The organism is Citrobacter sp. MGH106 (assembly GCF_001037495.1).
Lineage (GTDB): Bacteria > Pseudomonadota > Gammaproteobacteria > Enterobacterales > Enterobacteriaceae > Citrobacter > Citrobacter murliniae.
Window position 1 is genome coordinate 1,484,608 of the sequence record NZ_KQ089822.1, and the last position, 18,738, is coordinate 1,503,345.

17 protein-coding genes, 1 pseudogene and 1 other annotated feature are annotated in these 18,738 nt (G+C 50.3%); of the genes and pseudogenes, 7 read left to right on the forward strand and 11 right to left on the reverse strand.

The window, feature by feature from the left end; genetic code table 11:
- The first annotated feature begins 90 nt into the window (after positions 1-90).
- On the forward strand, positions 91-1,257 hold the full coding sequence (gene ugd, locus SK36_RS06880; RefSeq protein WP_045444610.1) for a UDP-glucose 6-dehydrogenase: 1,167 nt from the start codon (positions 91-93) through the stop codon (positions 1,255-1,257).
- 61 nt (positions 1,258-1,318) lie between these two features.
- Here ugd and SK36_RS06885 read toward each other — a convergent pair whose 3' ends face one another.
- Positions 1,319-2,323, reverse strand: a complete 1,005-nt coding sequence (locus SK36_RS06885; protein ID WP_045444607.1) for an NAD-dependent epimerase — start codon at positions 2,321-2,323, stop codon at positions 1,319-1,321.
- Between the two features lie 354 nt (positions 2,324-2,677).
- On the opposite strand from SK36_RS06885, the gene wzzB reads away from it, so the two are divergent.
- On the forward strand, positions 2,678-3,661 hold the full coding sequence (wzzB, locus tag SK36_RS06890; RefSeq protein ID WP_045444604.1) for an LPS O-antigen chain length determinant protein WzzB: 984 nt from the start codon (positions 2,678-2,680) through the stop codon (positions 3,659-3,661).
- A gap of 62 nt (positions 3,662-3,723) precedes the next feature.
- Here wzzB and hisIE read toward each other — a convergent pair whose 3' ends face one another.
- The 9 genes from hisIE to hisL all read right to left on the reverse strand — a co-directional run bounded on the left by hisIE (position 3,724) and on the right by hisL (position 10,955).
- The gene (gene hisIE / locus SK36_RS06895) at positions 3,724-4,335 is read right to left on the reverse strand and encodes a bifunctional phosphoribosyl-AMP cyclohydrolase/phosphoribosyl-ATP diphosphatase HisIE (protein ID WP_048221123.1); all 612 of its coding nucleotides are present in this window, start codon (positions 4,333-4,335) and stop codon (positions 3,724-3,726) included.
- Positions 4,329-5,105 (reverse strand): imidazole glycerol phosphate synthase subunit HisF, encoded by a 777-nt coding sequence (hisF, locus tag SK36_RS06900; RefSeq protein WP_045444599.1) that lies wholly within the window; start codon positions 5,103-5,105, stop codon positions 4,329-4,331. Before hisF ends, hisIE begins: the two co-directional genes overlap by 7 nt.
- A complete protein-coding gene (gene hisA, locus SK36_RS06905) occupies positions 5,087-5,824 on the reverse strand; it encodes a 1-(5-phosphoribosyl)-5-[(5-phosphoribosylamino)methylideneamino]imidazole-4-carboxamide isomerase (RefSeq protein WP_045444597.1) in 738 nt (245 codons plus the stop codon). The genes hisF and hisA overlap by 19 nt, the downstream gene beginning before the upstream one ends.
- The gene (hisH, locus tag SK36_RS06910) at positions 5,824-6,414 is read right to left on the reverse strand and encodes an imidazole glycerol phosphate synthase subunit HisH (protein ID WP_048221125.1); all 591 of its coding nucleotides are present in this window, start codon (positions 6,412-6,414) and stop codon (positions 5,824-5,826) included. Before hisH ends, hisA begins: the two co-directional genes overlap by 1 nt.
- Positions 6,414-7,481 (reverse strand): bifunctional histidinol-phosphatase/imidazoleglycerol-phosphate dehydratase HisB, encoded by a 1,068-nt coding sequence (hisB, locus tag SK36_RS06915; protein ID WP_048221127.1) that lies wholly within the window; start codon positions 7,479-7,481, stop codon positions 6,414-6,416. Before hisB ends, hisH begins: the two co-directional genes overlap by 1 nt.
- Positions 7,478-8,557 carry a histidinol-phosphate transaminase gene (gene hisC / locus SK36_RS06920; protein ID WP_048221129.1) on the reverse strand — a complete coding sequence of 360 codons (1,080 nt, stop codon included), beginning with the start codon at positions 8,555-8,557 and terminating at the stop codon, positions 7,478-7,480. Before hisC ends, hisB begins: the two co-directional genes overlap by 4 nt.
- Entirely contained in the window at positions 8,554-9,858 is a 1,305-nt protein-coding gene (gene hisD, locus SK36_RS06925) for a histidinol dehydrogenase (RefSeq protein ID WP_048221130.1), read from the reverse strand. The genes hisC and hisD overlap by 4 nt, the downstream gene beginning before the upstream one ends.
- 5 nt (positions 9,859-9,863) lie before the next feature.
- The gene (gene hisG, locus SK36_RS06930) at positions 9,864-10,763 is read right to left on the reverse strand and encodes an ATP phosphoribosyltransferase (protein WP_045444584.1); all 900 of its coding nucleotides are present in this window, start codon (positions 10,761-10,763) and stop codon (positions 9,864-9,866) included.
- 46 nt (positions 10,764-10,809) lie between these two features.
- Positions 10,810-10,932, reverse strand: a sequence feature (His leader region).
- Complete coding sequence (gene hisL / locus SK36_RS24620; RefSeq protein WP_100250077.1) at positions 10,908-10,955, reverse strand: his operon leader peptide; 48 nt, start codon at positions 10,953-10,955, stop codon at positions 10,908-10,910. Its footprint overlaps the feature before it by 25 nt.
- A gap of 174 nt (positions 10,956-11,129) precedes the next feature.
- On the opposite strand from hisL, the gene SK36_RS06935 reads away from it, so the two are divergent.
- The 4 genes and pseudogenes from SK36_RS06935 (at position 11,130) to plaP (ending at position 14,558) form a co-directional block, all read left to right on the forward strand.
- On the forward strand, positions 11,130-11,954 hold the full coding sequence (locus SK36_RS06935) for an SDR family oxidoreductase (RefSeq protein ID WP_045444581.1): 825 nt from the start codon (positions 11,130-11,132) through the stop codon (positions 11,952-11,954).
- Positions 11,955-11,995: 41 nt separating this feature from the next.
- Positions 11,996-12,986 (forward strand): annotated as a pseudogene (locus tag SK36_RS06940) (LysR substrate-binding domain-containing protein).
- Positions 12,987-13,147: 161 nt separating this feature from the next.
- Positions 13,148-13,210 (forward strand): membrane protein YoeI, encoded by a 63-nt coding sequence (gene yoeI, locus SK36_RS24625; protein WP_101706264.1) that lies wholly within the window; start codon positions 13,148-13,150, stop codon positions 13,208-13,210.
- Positions 13,200-14,558: a putrescine/proton symporter PlaP gene (plaP, locus tag SK36_RS06945; protein WP_045444576.1), complete on the forward strand. Its 1,359-nt coding sequence runs from the start codon at positions 13,200-13,202 to the stop codon at positions 14,556-14,558. Before yoeI ends, plaP begins: the two co-directional genes overlap by 11 nt.
- A gap of 79 nt (positions 14,559-14,637) precedes the next feature.
- Here plaP and sbcB read toward each other — a convergent pair whose 3' ends face one another.
- Positions 14,638-16,062: an exodeoxyribonuclease I gene (sbcB, locus tag SK36_RS06950; protein WP_048221132.1), complete on the reverse strand. Its 1,425-nt coding sequence runs from the start codon at positions 16,060-16,062 to the stop codon at positions 14,638-14,640.
- A 398-nt stretch (positions 16,063-16,460) separates the two neighbouring features.
- Between sbcB and phsA the strand changes: the two genes are divergently transcribed.
- Complete coding sequence (phsA, locus tag SK36_RS06955) at positions 16,461-18,734, forward strand: thiosulfate reductase PhsA (protein ID WP_045444569.1); 2,274 nt, start codon at positions 16,461-16,463, stop codon at positions 18,732-18,734.
- Positions 18,735-18,738: the final 4 nt, after the last annotated feature.

An 18,738-nucleotide genomic window follows, 5' to 3' on the forward strand; every position in this document is an offset into this window, starting at 1 on the left:
ATTGCAGGCTGATCCGATACGACAAAGTTGGGTCTAACGATGGTGACACGTTCACCCTTAAATGTTTAACCGGAAGAAGTTGCAGAGCGAATGAAGATAACTATCTCAGGAACAGGTTACGTAGGCCTGTCGAACGGCATTCTGATCGCCCAGCACCATGAAGTGGTTGCCCTGGATATCGTTCAGTCTAAAGTCGACATGCTGAATCAGAAAAAATCGCCGATTGTTGATAAAGAGATCGAAGAGTATCTGGCCACGAAACCGCTGAATTTCCGTGCGACAACCGATAAGAATGATGCTTACCGCGATGCTGACTACGTTATTATCGCCACCCCGACTGATTACGACCCGAAAACCAACTACTTCAACACCTCCAGTGTGGAATCAGTAATCCGCGATGTTGTTGAAATTAATCCAAATGCAGTGATGGTCATAAAATCCACCATTCCGGTGGGCTTTACGAATTCCATTAAGGAGCAGTTGGGTATCGACAATATCTTTTTTTCGCCGGAGTTTTTGCGTGAAGGCCGTGCGCTATACGACAACCTGCATCCGTCTCGTATCGTAATTGGTGAGCGTTCCGAGCGCGCCGAGCGTTTTGCTGCACTGCTACAGGAAGGGGCCGTGAAGAAAGATATTCCGACCCTGTTTACCGACTCTACCGAAGCCGAAGCTATTAAGCTTTTCGCCAACACTTATCTTGCGCTGCGCGTAGCCTATTTTAACGAGCTGGACAGCTATGCAGAGAGTCTGGGGCTGAATTCGCGTCAGATTATTGAAGGAGTATGCCTGGATCCGCGTATCGGCAACCATTACAACAACCCATCATTCGGTTACGGTGGCTACTGCCTGCCGAAAGATACTAAGCAGTTGTTGGCTAACTATGCTTCAGTACCGAATAATATTATTGGCGCGATTGTTGATGCTAACCGTACGCGTAAAGATTTTATTGCTGACTCTATCCTCGCCCGTAAGCCGAAGGTGGTGGGGGTGTATCGCCTGATTATGAAGAGTGGTTCTGATAACTTCCGTGCATCTTCCATTCAGGGAATAATGAAACGGATTAAAGCTAAGGGTGTGCCCGTTATTATTTATGAACCCGTCATGAAAGAGGATGAGTTCTTCCGTTCTCGAGTGATACGTGACTTAGACGCCTTTAAGAATGAAGCAGATATTATTATTTCTAACCGTATGACGCCGGAACTGGATGATGTCGCCGAAAAGGTGTACACGCGAGATCTGTTTGGCAATGATTAAATATCGTTTCTGTAAAAAAGGCCTTTTGAAAGGCCTTTTATTACATTAAACCAGACTGCAATTATACTTTGTAGAAATCACGATACCAGTCAACAAAGTTTTTCACGCCATTTTTAACTGTTGTTTCGGGTTTAAAACCAATAATCTCATACAGTGCTTTAGTATCTGCGCTGGTTTCCAGTACGTCGCCAGGCTGTAGTGGCAGCATATTTTTAGCGGCTTCAATACCAAGGGCATCTTCCAATGCCTTGATGTAATCCATCAGTTCAACTGGTGAACTATTTCCAATATTGTATACGCGGTAGGGCGCAATGCTTGTTGCCGGGGTTCCGGTCTCAACGGTCCATTGTGCGTCAACCTGCGGAATGATGTCCTGCAAGCGAATAATTGCCTCTGCGATATCATCAATATAGGTAAAATCACGCTTCATTTTTCCGAAGTTATACACGTCAATACTTTTACCTTCGAGCATTGCTTTGGTGAACTTAAAGAGCGCCATATCAGGGCGACCCCATGGACCGTATACAGTAAAGAAGCGCAGGCCTGTTGTAGGTAGTCCGTACAGGTGCGAATACGTGTGTGCCATTAGTTCATTAGCTTTTTTGGTCGCGGCATACAGAGAAACGGGATGGTCGACCGAATCATCCGTAGAAAAAGGCATTTTGCGGTTCAGGCCGTATACTGAACTGGAGGAGGCATAGAGCAAATGTTGTACTTTATTATGCCGACAACCTTCAAGCACGTTCAGAAAGCCAGTAAGGTTAGAGTCAGCATAGGCGTGCGGGTTTTCGAGCGAATAACGTACGCCAGCCTGTGCGGCAAGATGTATTACACGGTCAAAATGCTCGCTTGAAAAAAGCTCAGCCATCGTGTCCCGATCGGCTAAATCAATTTTATGAAAATTGAAACCGGGTTGCGCCAGTAAATCCAGACGAGCTTGTTTAAGGTTCACGTCGTAATAGTCGTTAAGATTATCAGTACCGACGACTTGGTGGCCTGCCTTCAGGAGGCGCTTGCTAACGTGGAAGCCGATAAAACCAGCGGCTCCCGTAACCAGAAATTTCATTTTTTGTTCCTCTTTCAGGCTAAATTATAGCCAGGTGCCAGCAGGCACCACAAAACAAGAATGATACCGTTAGATGGCAAGAAAGATAATCGTTAAGTGTCATTACGCCAACCTCTGTTTTGGTGATGAAAAACATATTCATGACGTGAATTTGTTGATTAATCAGATTAATCCTCAGTAACGGGCATCTGAACGTTGATGTTAATGATTTCCTGAGTAACTTTTTCTGTGATGATTAAAATACCAATCAAAATCCTGTAAACAATCTGCGATTTTTATCAATAATCCTATGGCATTACCCGTATATATGACTACACTATTTCCAGTTTCGGTTTTTCCTCATTTAGGGTATTTATGTCTGTGGGCGATAACAACACATCCGGGCGCAGTAACGATCCGGAACAGATTGATTTGATTGATTTAGTAGTGCAGTTGTGGCGTGGCAAAGTGACGATTATTGTTTGTGTGATTGTTGCGGTTGCGCTGGCGGCTGGCTATCTGATGATTGCTAAAGAAAAATGGACTTCGACAGCAATTATTACTCAGCCGGATGTTGGTCAGATTGCGACCTACAATAACGCATTCAACGTTATATATGGTAACAGTGCGCCAAAAGTAACAGATCTTCAGATGGATGTGGTTGGTCGTTTTAGTACGTCTTTCTCTGCGTTAGCCGAAACACTCGATAACCAGGAAAAACCAGAAAAATTGACCATTGAGCCGTCGGTTAAAGGTCAGCAGCTGCCGCTGGCGGTTTCTTATGTAGGTAATTCAGCAGAAAATGCGCAGCGTCAGCTGTCTGAATACATTCAACAAACTGATGAAAAAGTTGCTAAAGAGCTTGAACTCGACTTGGCTGATAACATCAAGTTGCAAACGACTACGCTTGAAGACTCTTTGAAAACTCAGGAAGTGGTTGCTCAGGAGCAAAAAGAATTGCGAATTAAGCAAATCCAGGAAGCATTGCGCTATGCCGAACAGGCGAATGTAACCAAGCCGCAGCTCCAGCAAACTCAGGATGTTACTCAGGACAGTATGTTCCTTCTGGGTAGTGAAGCCCTGAAATCGATGATTGAGCATGAGTCTACACGTCCCCTGGTGTTCTCTGACAGCTACTTTCAGACCAAACAAAAGCTCTTGGATATCGAGAATCTGAAGCTTGAGGGGGCAGAGATGCACTCCTACCGTTATGTGATGAAACCAAGCTTACCTGTGCGTCGTGATAGTCCGAAAAAAGCAATTACTCTGGTTCTGGCAGTACTGCTGGGTGGGATGATTGGTGCGGGTGTGGTTCTTGGTCGCAACGCTCTGCGTAGTTACAACGCAAAAGCGCAGTAAGTCATCATTTATTTACTGCAAAAGAAAAACCGGGCGTTGCCCGGTTTTTTTGTGTCTGCAGATTACTGATGACGTTTACGTAAATTCTCAATCACCGTGGTCAGATCGAGATCCTGGTCCTGCAACAGAACCAACAGGTGATACATCAGGTCTGATGCTTCATTGGTCAGTTCGAAACGATCATGCACCGTCGCGGCCAATGCGGTCTCGACACCTTCTTCACCGACCTTCTGGGCAATTCGTTTAGTGCCACTTGCATAAAGCTTCGCGGTGTAAGAGCTGGCAGGATCCGCCGTTTTACGTTCAGCAAGCAGTTGTTCAAGTTGATACAGGAAAAGCCACTGATGGCTTGCTTCACCAAAACAACTGCTGGTGCCTTTATGGCAGGTTGGTCCAACTGGATTGACCAGCACCAACAGGGTGTCGTTATCGCAATCGGGTGTAATGCTGACAACATTGAGAAAGTTGCCAGAGGTTTCACCTTTGGTCCACAAACGCTGTTTGGTGCGCGAGAAAAAAGTCACTTTCCCGCTTTCGAGGGTTTTCTCCAGCGCCTCCAGGTTCATATAGCCGAGCATCAATACTTCCCCGGATACCGCATGTTGCACAATGACCGGAATCAGTCCGTCGGTTTTTTCCCAGTCAAGTTCCCGGCTTTGTTGCTTCGTTAGCATATCCTGATCTCCACGCCCTGTGTCGCCAGGTACGTTTTTAATTCACCAATATTAATTATCTGTTTGTGGAAGACTGAAGCCGCGAGTGCGCCGTCGACATCTGCATCTCTGAATGCCTCGAGGAAGTGTTCCATCGTTCCTGCACCACCAGAGGCGATCAGTGGAACATGGCAAACCTCGCGCACTTTTTTTAGCTGCTCCAGATCGTAGCCGTTACGAACACCGTCCTGGTTCATCATATTGAGGACGATTTCGCCTGCCCCGAGTTTTTGCACTTCTTTTACCCAGTCGAGAGTTTCCCACTGGGTGACGCGGGTACGGTTTTCATCACCGGTATATTGATTGACGTGATATTTTCCGGTTTCTGTGTCATGCCAGGTATCAATACCTACCACAATGCACTGCACACCAAAACGGTCAGCCAGGCGGGTAATCAGCGTCGGGTCGGCCAGCGCAGGGGAATTGATTGAGATTTTGTCTGCACCAAAGGTGAGTATTTTGGCTGCGTCTTCCGCCGACTTAATGCCGCCAGCAACACAGAACGGAATGTCTATCACTTCTGCCACACGTGAAACCCAGCTCTTATCAACCACACGGCCATCGCTGGAAGCAGTGATATCGTAGAACACCAGTTCATCCGCACCTTCATCGGCATAACGTTTTGCCAGCGGCACGATGTCGCCAATGATTTCGTGATTGCGAAACTGGACGCCTTTGACAACCTGTCCATCGCGAACGTCCAGACATGGAATTATGCGTTTTGCCAGCATTGGATGGCCTCCTCAACGGTGAATTTACCTTCCAGCAGAGCACGGCCGACGATCACGCCGCGAACGCCTGTCCCGCGCAGAGCGGCCACATCTTCAATATCACCAATACCGCCAGAGGACTGAAATGCCACCTGCGGGTATCTGGTGCAGACCTCTTCATAAAGCGAGACGTTTGAGCCAGCCAGCGTGCCATCGCGGGAGATATCTGTACACAGCACATGCTTCAGGCCAACGGGTAAATAGGTCTCAACCAGTTCTTCCAGCGAAACGCCGGAGTCTTCCTGCCAGCCGCTGACCGCTACCTGTTTGTTGCCCTGGGCATCAATACGCACATCGAGTGCCAGTACCAGCGCATCGGCGCCAAAGCGGGTGAACCAGCCTTTAACCATCTCTGGTGATTTTACCGCTGTGGATCCGATAACCACACGCGCAACACCCGCGTCCAGCAGGGCCGCAACGTCCTCTTCAGTGCGCACGCCGCCGCCAACCTGTACCGGAACGTTTACGCCAGCGACCAGCGTTTTAATCAGCGGTATTTGTCGTTTCAACGGATCCTTTGCACCGGTCAAATCCACCAGGTGCAAAACCTGCGCACCTTGCGCGGCGTAGTCTTGTAGACGCGGTAAGGGATCGTTGCCGTAATCGCGCTGTTGCGCGTAATCGCCCTGATGGAGGCGTACAACCGTGCCGTCGATTAAATCTAATGCCGGAATAATCATCACATCTCCAGAAAGTTTTTCAGCAACTGCGCCCCTGCGGAACCCGAACGTTCAGGGTGAAACTGCACGCCGAAGAAATTGTCTTTTTGTACTGCAGCGGTAAACGGTTCGCCATAGTTGCACTGAGCGATGGTCCACGGATTCACCGGCATGGCGTAGCTGTGCACAAAATAAAAATATGCGCCGTCCTCAATGCCCTGAAACAGACGGTTCCCGGCTTGCGGATATACGCGGTTCCAGCCCATATGCGGTAGTGGCAGGCCAAAATCGGTCATTTTGGGCACGTCCTGCTCAATAATGCCCAACAGGTCGACACCGTTACTTTCTTCGCTGCGGCGACCGAGAAGTTGCATGCCCAGACAAATCCCTAACACAGGTTGTGTACAGGCTTTGATCAGCTCTATCAGTTCTCGTTCTTGTAACTGATCCATTGCCGACTGCGCGGTGCCAACACCGGGCAGAAAGAGTTTATCGGCGCGCAGTACAACATCGGCGTCACGACTGACAATAGGATCGTATCCATGACGCGCCACGGCGGATTTCACCGAGTTCAGGTTGGCGCAGCCGGTATCGAGGATCACCACATTCATCACAGCACTCCTTTTGAGGAGGGAAGCGTGTCGCCTTCCACGCGAATCGCCTGACGCAGCGTGCGACCAAATGCTTTGAACAAGCTTTCCACGCGGTGGTGGTCATTTTTGCCTTTAGTTTTCAGATGTAGCGTGACACCCATGGTGTAAGAGAGTGAACGGAAAAAGTGTTCAATCATTTCCGTGCTCAGATCGCCGACGCGCTGATAGGTAAATTCAGCCCGGTATTCCAGGTGAGGGCGCCCGGAAATATCCAGCGCACAGCGTGCCAGACACTCGTCCATCGGCAGTACAAAACCAAAACGGTTGATTCCGCGTTTATCGCCCAGAGCCAGCTTTAAGGCTTCGCCCAGCGCCAGACCGGTATCTTCCACCGTGTGGTGATCGTCGATATACAGATCGCCTTTGACGGTAATTTCCATGCAAAAACCGCCGTGGGTCGAAATTTGATCCAGCATGTGGTCAAAGAAACCAACGCCGGTATTGATTTTGCTGCGACCCTCGCGGTCCAGCCAGACTTTGACGTCAATCTGTGTTTCTTTGGTATTACGCTCAACGTGAGCGTAACGATCGCGTCGGGTTAGCTGTTCGGCAATTATCGACCAGTTCAGGGTTTCACGGTTATAGCGTAATCCGGTAATTCCCATGTTTTCAGCAAGCTGAATATCGGTCGCCCGATCGCCAATGACGTAGCTGTTCGCGGCGTCCAGCGCTTGCTCAACCAGGTACTGTTCGACCAGCTTCACTTTTGGCTTACGGCAATCGCATTCATCCGCTGGCAGATGCGGACAGATCAATACTTCATCAAATACCACCCCCTGAGAGGTGAATATCTGCATCATCAGGTTGTGCGGGCCGTCAAAATCTACCTGCGGGAAACTTTGCGTTCCCAGGCCATCCTGGTTGGTTATCATCACCAGCTTATAACCTGCCTTTTGCAGTTTCAGTAGCGCAGGGACAACCTCCGGCTCAAAAGCGAGCTTGTCAAAGCGATCAACCTGAAAGTCACTTGGCGGTTCAGAAATCAGGGTTCCATCACGGTCAATAAAAAGATACTTCTGGCTCATACTTGCTCCGCACGTAAGGCGTCAATGACGCGCTGGCTCTCTTCACGGGTTCCGACAGTAATACGCAGGCAGCCGCTTAACGAAGGTTGTTTGTTCTGGTCTCGTAAGATAATGCCCTGATCCCACAGAGATTTAAACACAGAACTGGAGGCGGTAAAGCGGGCCAGAATATAGTTGGTTTCAGAGGTGAAAACCTGCTCCACGCAGGGGATTGTTTTCAGGTTATCGACCAGATACTGGCGCTCTTGCAGGATCTGCGTCACCCGTTTACGCATGGCTGAAATCCCTTGTGGCGTCAGTGCCTGGGCGGCGATGTCTGCCACTGGGGTAGAAAGCGGGTAGGGTGCAATCACTTTCAGCAGCAGGTTGATAATTTCTTCATTAGCCAGCGTAAATCCGCAGCGCAAGCCTGCAAGGGCAAACGCTTTGGAAAGCGTGCGCAGGACCACCAGGTTCGGATATTCAGAAAGCCAGCCTGCCAGCGTTGCCTGCGGACAAAACTCAATATAGGCTTCATCGGCGACCAAGATGGCTTTCCCCTGCGTCATGTCGAGCAGTGAGCGCAGGTCCTGTGGGTTGATCAACTGACCTGTTGGATTATTCGGGCTGCAAACGTAGACAACCTTTACACCATCAAGCTTCTCAGCTATGCCCTGTAAATCCAGTTGCCAGTCGTCAAGAGTAGGGACGGTGCGGCATTCAACGCCGATGGTTTCGGCGCTGACGCTGTACATGCCATAGGTTGGCGGGCAGTAGAGAATCGCATCTTTGCCGGGTTCACAAAATGCGCGGATCAACAGCTCAATACCTTCGTCTGCCCCACGACTGACCAGTACCTGCTGTGGTTTCACGTCTGCGTACTGTGCGTAGTTCTCGATCACCGCTTTCGGCTGACATTCCGGATAGCGGTTTAGCGTCTGCTGGCTTAACTGGAATTCAACAGCGGTCGGAAACTCATTAGCATTCAGCCAGACATCGCCATTACCGCCCAGACGGCGGGCGGACTGATAGGGCGTCAGCTCACGAACATTTTTACGGGCTAAATCGGTAACGCTGAGAATGTTATCAGTACTCATGCTTGCTCCTTCAGGGCGTTAACACGCAGGGTGACGGCATTTTTGTGGGCGGTCAGTCGCTCAGCGGCGGCCAGCGTTTCAATCGTAGAGGCCAGGGCTGAGAAACCTTGCGGTGATAATTCCTGTACGGTCATCCGTTTCTGGAAATCAGCCAGCCCAAGACTTGAGCAGGTTGCCGTATAGCCATAGGTTGGCAGGACGTGGTTGGTACCTGAAGCGTAATCACCCGCCGATTCCGGCGACCAGTCACCGAGAAATACCGAACCGGCACTGGTGATGTCATCAACCAGTTCCCGCGCGTTACGGGTCTGAATAATCAAATGTTCCGGACCGTACTGATTAGAGATGGCGATGCATTGCTGCAAATCTTTAGTCACAATCAGGCGACTGGCGCTTAACGCCTGACGAGCGGTTTCCGCGCGAGGCAGTTCAGCAAGCTGGCGTTCTACCGCTTCAGCGACACGGCGTGCGATATCAGCATCCGGCGTCAGCAGGATCACCTGAGAGTCCGGTCCGTGTTCGGCCTGAGAAAGTAAGTCAGAGGCGACGAAATCCGGTGTTGCGCCGCTGTCGGCAATCACCAGCACTTCTGACGGGCCCGCAGGCATATCGATTGCCGCACCGTCCAGACGCTGGCTGACCTGGCGTTTGGCCTCGGTCACAAAGGCATTACCGGGGCCGAAAATTTTGTCCACTTTCGGTACAGATTCGCTACCAAACGCCTGCGCGGCGATGGCCTGCGCGCCACCGACGTTAAACACGTCCTGTACTCCGCATAACTGCGCCGCATACAAAATTTCATCGGCAATAGGCGGCGGGGAACACAGCACTACTTTTTTGCATCCCGCTATACGAGCTGGAGTGGCAAGCATTAATACCGTAGAGAAGAGCGGTGCAGACCCTCCGGGAATATACAGGCCAACAGAGTTCACCGGACGGGTCACCTGCTGGCAGCGCACGCCGGGCTGCGTTTCGATATCTACTGGTGGCAGTTTTTGCGCGTTATGGAAAGTTTCGATGTTGTTTACCGCCACAGCCATGGCCTGCTTGAGGTCATCACTCAGGCGTGCGCTGGCGGCGGCAATGTCTTCGGCGCTGACTTTCAGCGCACTGACTGTGGTTTTATCAAACTTTGCGCTGTATTCGCGCAGCGCCGTATCACCACGTGATTTGACGTTATCCAGAATGTCGCTGACGGTACGGGTGATGCTGTCTGAGGCGGAAATTGCCGGGCGCATCAGTAATTCGCGTTGCTGCTCGGGGCTACAGCTATTCCAGTCAATGATTGTGCTAAAGCTCATGGCGATTACTCCATCATCTTCTCAATCGGCAGTACCAGAATCGAGCTGGCACCGAGCGCTTTCAGTTTTTCCATGGTTTCCCAGAACAGGGTTTCGCTGCTGACCATGTGCATTGCCACGCGCTGCTGATCGCCCGCCAGCGGCAGAATGGTTGGGCGTTCAGCACCCGGAAGCAGAGCGATGACATCTTCCAGACGTTCGCTTGGAGCGTGCATCATGATGTACTTGGATTCGCGGGCCTGGATAACACCCTGAATGCGGGTCAGTAATTTATCAATCAGCTGTTGCTTGGCTTCAGCCATCTCGCCATCGCGTTGAATCAGGCAGGCTTTGGAACGGTAAATGACCTCCACTTCACGCAGGCCGTTGGCTTCCAGTGTGGCGCCAGTTGAAACCAGATCACAGATAGCATCGGCCAGTCCGGCACGCGGTGCGACTTCAACAGAACCGTTTAACAGACAGGATTTAAACGAGACGCCTTTTTGATCGAGGTAGCGTTTGAGCAGGTGCGGATAAGAGGTCGCGATACGTTTGCCGTCCAGCGCTGACGGGCCGTCCCATGCTTCGTCAACGGGGGTAGCCAGCGAGAGACGACAGCCGCCGAAGTCCAGTCGACGCAGTGTAAAGTAGCGTGGATCTTCGCCCTGTGCCCGTCGGTTGAGCAGCTCCTCTTCCAGAACGTTTTCACCAATGATGCCAAGATCCACGACGCCATCCATTACCAGACCCGGGATATCGTCATCACGCACGCGGAGAATATCAATCGGCATATTCTCTGCCATCGCAATCAGGCGCTGGGTGTGAAGATTAATTTTAATGCCACAGCGAGCCAGTAATTCGCGTGAATCATCGCTTAAACGGCCTGATTTCTGCATAGCTATGCGTAAACGGGTGTTGTCTAACATTCTCTGTTCCTCGTTATCCTGTCTGAATCGGTCTGGGTTGCGCACCAAAAAAAAGCCCCCGGAAGAATTCTTCCGGGGGCTCTCTCATACGCTCATGCACCACTGGAAGATTTAAATGTCTCCCAGCACACATCGCCTGAAAGACTAGTCAGGATGATGGTGGTGATGGTGTTTAAATTGAGCGCGTGTCATAAAATTTCTCGATGAATGCTTATTCATTTGATGTCTTTTAACCTAAACCACTTCAGCCACGGAAAGCAAGGGCTTTTTTTGATCATTAATTCATTTCATATTGATACTATGAATTGTCAGCCACCGTGGGCTGGCGTAGCCTTGAGTTATAGGCCAAAAGTCAGGAGAGAAGGCATGAAAAAGGTCGCAATTGTCGGGTTAGGTTGGTTAGGCATGCCGTTAGCCATGTCGCTGGCGGCGAGAGGCTGGCAGGTCACCGGCAGCAAAACCACTTTGGATGGTGTAGAAGCGGCCCGAATGAGCGGTATTGAGAGCTACTCGTTACGCCTGGAGCCTGAACTGGTCTGTGAGCCAGATGATCTTGATGCGTTAATGGACGCCGATGCGCTGGTGATTACGCTGCCCGCGCGCCGGAGCGGTCCTGGTGAGGATTTTTATCTGCAGGCGATGCAGGAACTGGTCGACAGTGCGCTGGCGTATCGTATTCCGCGGATTATTTTTACCAGCTCTACGTCGGTCTATGGCGATGTACAGGGGATGGTAAAAGAGGGCTCGCCGCGTAATCCGGTTACGGCAAGCGGTCGCGTTCTGAAAGAACTGGAAGACTGGCTGCACAACCTGCCGGGGACCTCGGTCGATATTCTGCGTCTGGCCGGGTTAGTTGGACCGGGAAGACACCCTGGCCGTTTTTTTGCGGGTAAAACGGCTCCTGACGGACAACACGGGGTTAATCTGGTGCATCTGGATGATGTTGTTTCGGCAATCACCTTGTTGTTACAGGCACCTAAAGGGGGACACATCTATAATATATGTGCGCCTATGCATCCTGCGCGTAATGTGTTCTATCCCCAGATGGCTCGTTTGTTGGGTATGGAGCCGCCAACTTTCCGGGACAGTGTGGATAACGGTAAAGGTAAAGTCATTGATGGCAACCGCATTTGTAATGAGCTTGGGTTCGAGTACCAGTATCCTGATCCGCTGGTGATGCCGATGGAGTGACAGACCAGCAGAGTGCCGCTGTATACCGCCAGGGGGCGAGTATGAAACCACTGCTGGACGTTTTGATCATCCTTGATGCGTTAGAGAAAGAGGGAAGCTTCGCGGCGGCGTCGGCAAAATTGTTTAAGACGCCGTCGGCGCTGAGCTATACCGTCCATAAGCTGGAGAGCGACCTCAATATTCAGTTGCTGGATCGTAGCGGACATCGGGCGAAATTTACCCGTACCGGTCAGATGCTGCTGGAAAAGGGGAGGGAGGTACTGCACACCGTCCGCGAACTTGAAAAACAGGCGATCAAACTGCATGAGGGCTGGGAAAACCAACTGGTTATCGGTGTGGATGATACGTTTCCCTTTTCGCTTCTTGCCCCGCTCATCGAGTCTTTTTACCAACATCACAGTGTGACTCGCCTTAAATTTATTAACGGCGTGCTGGGAGGCTCCTGGGATGCTCTTACCCAGGGGCGGGCAGATATTATTGTCGGTGCGATGCACGAACCGCCCTCGGCAAGCGAATTCGGTTTTGCGCGTTTAGGCGATCTTGAGCAGGTTTTTGTGGTCGCTCCCCATCATCCGTTGGCGCAGGAAGAAGAACCATTGAATCGCCGAACCATCAAACGGTATCGCGCTATCGTTGTGGGAGATAATGATAATGCGCATTCTGCGAATTCGTCCGGAACTCAGTTATTTGATGATCAGGAAGCTATTACTGTTTTCGATTTTAAGACCAAGCTGGAATTGCAAATTAGTGGCCTGGGGTGTGGCTATATGCCGCGTTATCTGGCACAGCGATTTTTGGACAGTGGCGCGCTTATTGAGAAGAAAGTGGTCGCGCAAATTATGTTTGAGCCGGTGTGGATTGGCTGGAATGAACAGACCTCTGGATTAGCAAGCGTCTGGTGGCGGGATGAGATTTTAGCAAATAGTGCTATTGCGGGTGTCTATGTAAAAACGGTTGCCGATAAATCAAACAGTTAAGAAAAAATATTATTATACAGTAGCCTCATTCTCTTGTTATTTCTCCCCACTTTAGTGCAAAATACGCCGCTTGCAAAAAATGACATTAACCGACGTTTTAATACGCGTCGGTTATTTTTTTGCATCAAACCAATCATTCATAAAAGAGGCCGGGCTTCGTACCGGATAGATACTTACTAAAAACCGACAGTTGTTGTCGCTGAGGAATCCATAAAAATGGGGCAATTTTTTGCTTACGCGACGGTGTTCACCGTAAAGGGGAATGACCATGTCGCATAACGTTACTCCAAACACCTCTCGCGTGGAATTACGTAAAACGCTTACGTTGGTTCCGGTTGTTATGATGGGCCTTGCCTATATGCAGCCGATGACGCTGTTCGATACATTTGGTATCGTTTCGGGCCTCACAGACGGTCACGTGCCGACGGCATATGCCTTCGCGCTGGTCGCCATTCTGTTTACAGCGCTGAGCTACGGGAAGCTGGTACGTCGTTACCCTTCTGCTGGCTCTGCGTACACCTATGCCCAGAAATCTATTAGTCCTACTGTAGGTTTTATGGTGGGTTGGTCTTCTCTGCTCGATTACCTGTTCGCGCCGATGATCAACATTCTGCTGGCAAAAATTTACTTTGAAGCCCTCGTGCCTTCGATTCCGTCGTGGGTATTTGTTATCGCCCTGGTGGCGTTTATGACGGCATTCAACCTGCGTAGTCTCAAATCCGTCGCTAACTTCAATACCGTGATTGTGGTGTTGCAGGTTGTGCTGATTGCGGTCATTTTGGGCATGGTGGTTTACGGTGTATTTGAGGGCGAAGGTGCCGGTACGCTGGTGAGTTCCCGTCCATTCTGGTCAGGCGATGCGCACGTTATTCCGATGATCACCGGTGCGACGATTCTGTGCTTCTCCTTTACAGGATTTGACGGCATCAGCAACCTGTCGGAAGAAACTAAAGATGCCGAGCGCGTAATTCCACGTGCTATCTTCCTGACCGCGCTGATTGGTGGCCTGATCTTTATTGTCTCCACCTATCTGTTGCAGCTGTACTTCCCGGATATCTCGCGCTTCAAGGACCCGGATGCTTCGCAGCCAGAAATTATGCTGTATGTAGCTGGTAAGTTCTTCCAGGTTGGCGCACTGATTTTCTCCACCATTACCGTACTGGCATCCGGTATGGCGGCGCATGCAGGCGTAGCGCGTCTGATGTATGTGATGGGGCGTGACGGTGTCTTCCCGAAAAGTTTCTTCGGTTATGTGCACCCGAAATGGCGTACTCCGTCCATGAACATCATTCTGGTTGGGGCGATTGCCCTGCTGGCAATCAACTTTGACCTGGTGATGGCAACGGCGCTGATTAACTTTGGTGCGCTGGTGGCGTTTACCTTCGTTAACCTGTCGGTGATCTCCCAGTTCTGGATCCGTGAGAAGCGCAACAAGACGCTGAAAGACCACTTCCAGTACCTGTTCCTGCCGATGTGCGGTGCGCTGACCGTTGGTGCGCTGTGGGTGAACCTGGAAGAGAGCTCTATGGTTCTGGGGCTGATCTGGGCTGGTATTGGTCTGATTTACCTGGCTTGCGTGACCAAAAGTTTCCGCAACCCGGTACCGCAGTACGAAGATGTTGCATAACAACTGACTTTTCTGCGCCGGTTTGCCCGGCGCATAATTAAAAACCGGAGAATTTCTCCGGTTTTTTTATGTCTGCGTTTTACACAATCTCTTCAGCGTATTGCCAGAGCGATTTCAGCAGCATCAGTTTCTCTTTGTTATCAGCGTACTGCTGACTCAGTGTCTGCAGTTCATTGGCGTAATTTTGCAAAAACTCTGGAGTGAACACCTGGCGGCGATGTTCCAGCCAGCGCTGTTGTTCGGTTTCATCCAGCGTGCCGGGGAAGTTGCGGGCGCGGTAATTAAACAGCAGTTTTTCAATGCGTTTATCGACGAAGGTGATGTCCAGCGCCGGTAAATTACGCGGGTCGGTCTCCAGAACGATTTTCATCGCGGCGCGGTCGGCATCACTGAAAAAACCGTTATACAGTTGGGCATCCACGTTATCTGATGGGGCGAAAGGCTCGGCTTCGGCAAAAATGGCCACTACTTTATCGCGGACCTGCGGGTTTTCGCGCAGGACTTTAAGATTATCCAGACAATGCTGACGGTTAATCCCGAGGCGATCGGCATCTTCCGGGCGGAGTGTATTGGCTTGCGCCAGCACCGGACATTTGTTGATGTGCACCAGTTTTACCGGTACCGCCACGTTATCGCCCAAGTCGGCTTTAGCCGTGTACAGGCGCTCGCGCAGAGTGTCGCTGTCCAGCTCAAGCAGAGGAGAAATATCACCAGCTAAATCGACCATGATAACCGCGTTGCGATTGTCCGGATGCCAGGCGAGCGGAGCGACCCAACTGGTGTTACCTCGCCATGCGCCGAACATGCCGGAGACATGCACCAGGGGTTTCATTTGTGGAACGTCAATCAGGGCGGCCAGTTTGTGCTTATTACGATGGCTATAAAGATAGTCAAACAGGCGCGGCTGACGTGACTTAACCAGTTGTGCCATTGCAATAGTCGCGTAGACGTCTGCCATCGCATCGTGGGCATTGGCATGTTCAATGCCGTTGGCTTTGGTCAAATGTTCAAGCCGGAAGCTGGGCAAACCGTCGTCGTTTTCTGGCCAGTTAATCCCTTCTGGACGCAGTGCATAACATGCGCGCATCACATCCAGTAAATCCCAGCGTGAATTATCGTGTTGCCAGCTCCAGGCATAAGGATCGTAAAAATTGCGATACAGAATATTGCGTGTCACTTCATCATCGAAGCGGACATTGTTATAGCCCAGGATACAGGTTTTCGGCACGGTAAACAGCGAGTGAATACGTGCAGCAAAAGCAGCCTCATTCTCTCCCTTTGCACGCGCTTCCTGCGGCGTAATACCGGTGATCAGTACCGCCTCTGGTTGTGGCAGATAATCGTCTGCAGGCTTGCAATAAAAGACTTCAGGTTCACCAATAATGTTGAAATCGCTATCTGTGCGGATAGCTGCGAACTGTGCGGGTCTGTCCAGCGCCGGATGGGTGCCAAAGGTTTCGTAATCGTGGAAGAGAAAAGTCGGGTGCTGCTTGCCGTCATTCATTGTTCAGTTATGTCCGGGATCAATTTAGCGCTTTTCTAAGAATACCAAAAATGAGCGCGGTAATCAGCAAAGTGATTATCATTCCTGGGTACTGGCCGCATTAAAATTGAGATAAACAAGAGCTGATTAAATAAGATAAATTATTTTTTTAGTTTTAAAGGAAATTACCGGAATAAATTTTCCTGAAGGCTGGTGTTCAGAAAAATCTGATTGCGAACAATTATTGTTATTTTTACGGTTAATTGTTGTGTTTTGGAAATTTTAAAAGTCTTTTATAAACAAAGGCTTTTATTTCTAATGATTAATGGTGGTTTAGTGTAATGAAATGTGAGTGATGTTAAAAACTAATAATTTAAACGCCATATAATCATTGGGTATATCTAATAACAGGAGGTTATATGAGCATTAGTCGGCGTAATTTTTTGCGAGGAGTGGGGATTGGTTGCTCTGCTTGCGCAATAGGAAGTTTCCCACCTGGTGCACTGGCGCGAAATTCGCCTGAGAGCATTAAAGGAAAAACAGCGCTCACGCCAAGTCTGTGCGAAATGTGTTCATTTCGTTGCCCAATTCAAGCACAAGTTATTAATAATAAAACCGTTTTTATCCAGGGTAATCCCAATGCGCCTCAACAAGGTACGCGAGTTTGCGCGCGAGGGGGAAGTGGTGTCAGCCTGGTCAACGACCCACATCGTATCGTTAAACCGATGAAGCGTACCGGCCCCCGCGGTAGCGGTGAATGGCAGGTCATTAGCTGGCAACAGGCTTATAAAGAAATTGCTGAAAAAATGGGTGCCATAAAAGAGCAGTATGGTCCCCAGGGCATTGTGTTCTCTTCTAAATCAGGTTCGCTTTCCGGCCATTTATTTCACCTGGCGACGGCCTTTGGTTCGCCTAATACCTTCACTCACGCCTCAACATGTCCCGCAGGAAAATCTATTGCCGCTAAGGTGATGATGGGGGGCGATTTAGCAATGGATATTGCCAATACCCGCTATATGGTTTCCTTTGGTCATAACTTGTATGAAGGCATTGAGGTTGCCGACACGCATGAACTGATGACCGCGCAGGAGAAGGGGGCGAAGATGGTCAGCTTCGATCCTCGTTTGTCCGTGTTTTCCAGTAAAGCGGATGAATGGCATGCGATCAAACCTGGTGGTGATTTACCGGTGCTTATGGCCATGTGCCACGTCATGATTAAAGAAAAGCTCTATGACGCACAGTTTGTTGAACGCTACACCACGGGATTTGCGCAACTGGTCGAGGCAGTACAAGAGACTACCCCTGAATGGGCGCAAAAACTGGCCGATGTGCCTGCGGATGTCATTACCCGCGTTACCCGGGAAATGGCAGCTTGTGCGCCTCACGCCATCGTTAGTCCGGGCCACCGTGCGACGTTTTCTCAGGAAGAGATCGACATGCGGCGGATGATTTTCACCCTCAATGTGTTGATGGGGAATATTGAACGTGAAGGTGGTATGTACCAGAAAAAAAATGCCGCCACCTACAACAAACTGGCTGGTGAAAAAGTCGCCCCGGTGCTGGCGAAACCTGATGCCAAGTTGGCGAAACCTGCAGCACAACGTATTGATATGGTCGCGCCGCAGTTTAAGTACATCGCGGCGGGCGGTGGGGTTGTGCAGAGTATTATCGATGCCGTGTTAAATCAGACACCGTATCCGGTGAAGGGATGGATTATGTCCCGACATAATCCTTTTCAAACCGTAACCTGCCGACCCGATTTGGTCAAAACCGTTGAACAACTGGATCTTGTGGTCAGCTGTGATGTTTATTTAAGCGAAAGTGCGGCGTATGCCGATTATCTGCTTCCGGAATGTACCTACCTCGAGCGCGATGAAGAGGTTTCTGATATGTCCGGGCTAAATCCGGCCTATGCGCTGCGTCAGCAGGTTGTTGAGCCTGTTGGCGATGCGCGTCCGAGCTGGCAGATCTGGAAAGAGCTGGGAGAACAGTTAGGGCTGGGACAATTTTATCCGTGGCAAGATATGCAAACACGGCAGTTATATCAACTGAATGGCGACCATGCTTTATCTGCTGAACTGCGCCAGAAGGGATACCGCGAATGGGGCATCCCATTGTTATTGCGCGAACCTGAAATGGTACGCCAGTTTACGGCACAGTATCCCGCTGCGGTAGCAGTTGACAGCGACGGCACTTACGGCGAGCAACTCCGATTCAAATCCCCGTCAGGAAAAATCGAACTTTATTCCGAAGAGCTGGAGACATTACTACCCGGCTACGGTAGCCCGCGAGCCCGTAATTTTGCGCTTAAGGGGGATAACGAACTCTATTTTATCCAGGGCAAAGTGGCGGTTCACACAAACGGTGCGACGCAATATGTTCCTCTGCTTAGTGAGCTGATGTGGGATAACGCAGTATGGATACACCCGAAAACAGCACAAGAAAAAGGGATCAAAAGCGGGGACGACATCTGGCTGGAAAACGCGACGGGTAAAGAGAAAGGTAAGGCACTGGTAACAGCTGGTATTCGACCCGATACGCTGTTCGTCTATATGGGATTTGGCGCCAAGGCCGGGGCCAGGACGGCTGCGACAACGCATGGTATTCACTGCGGTAATTTACTTCCGCATGTGACCAGTCCGGTTTCCGGGACGGTGGTTCACACTGCTGGCGTTACGCTGAGTCGGGCATGAGAAA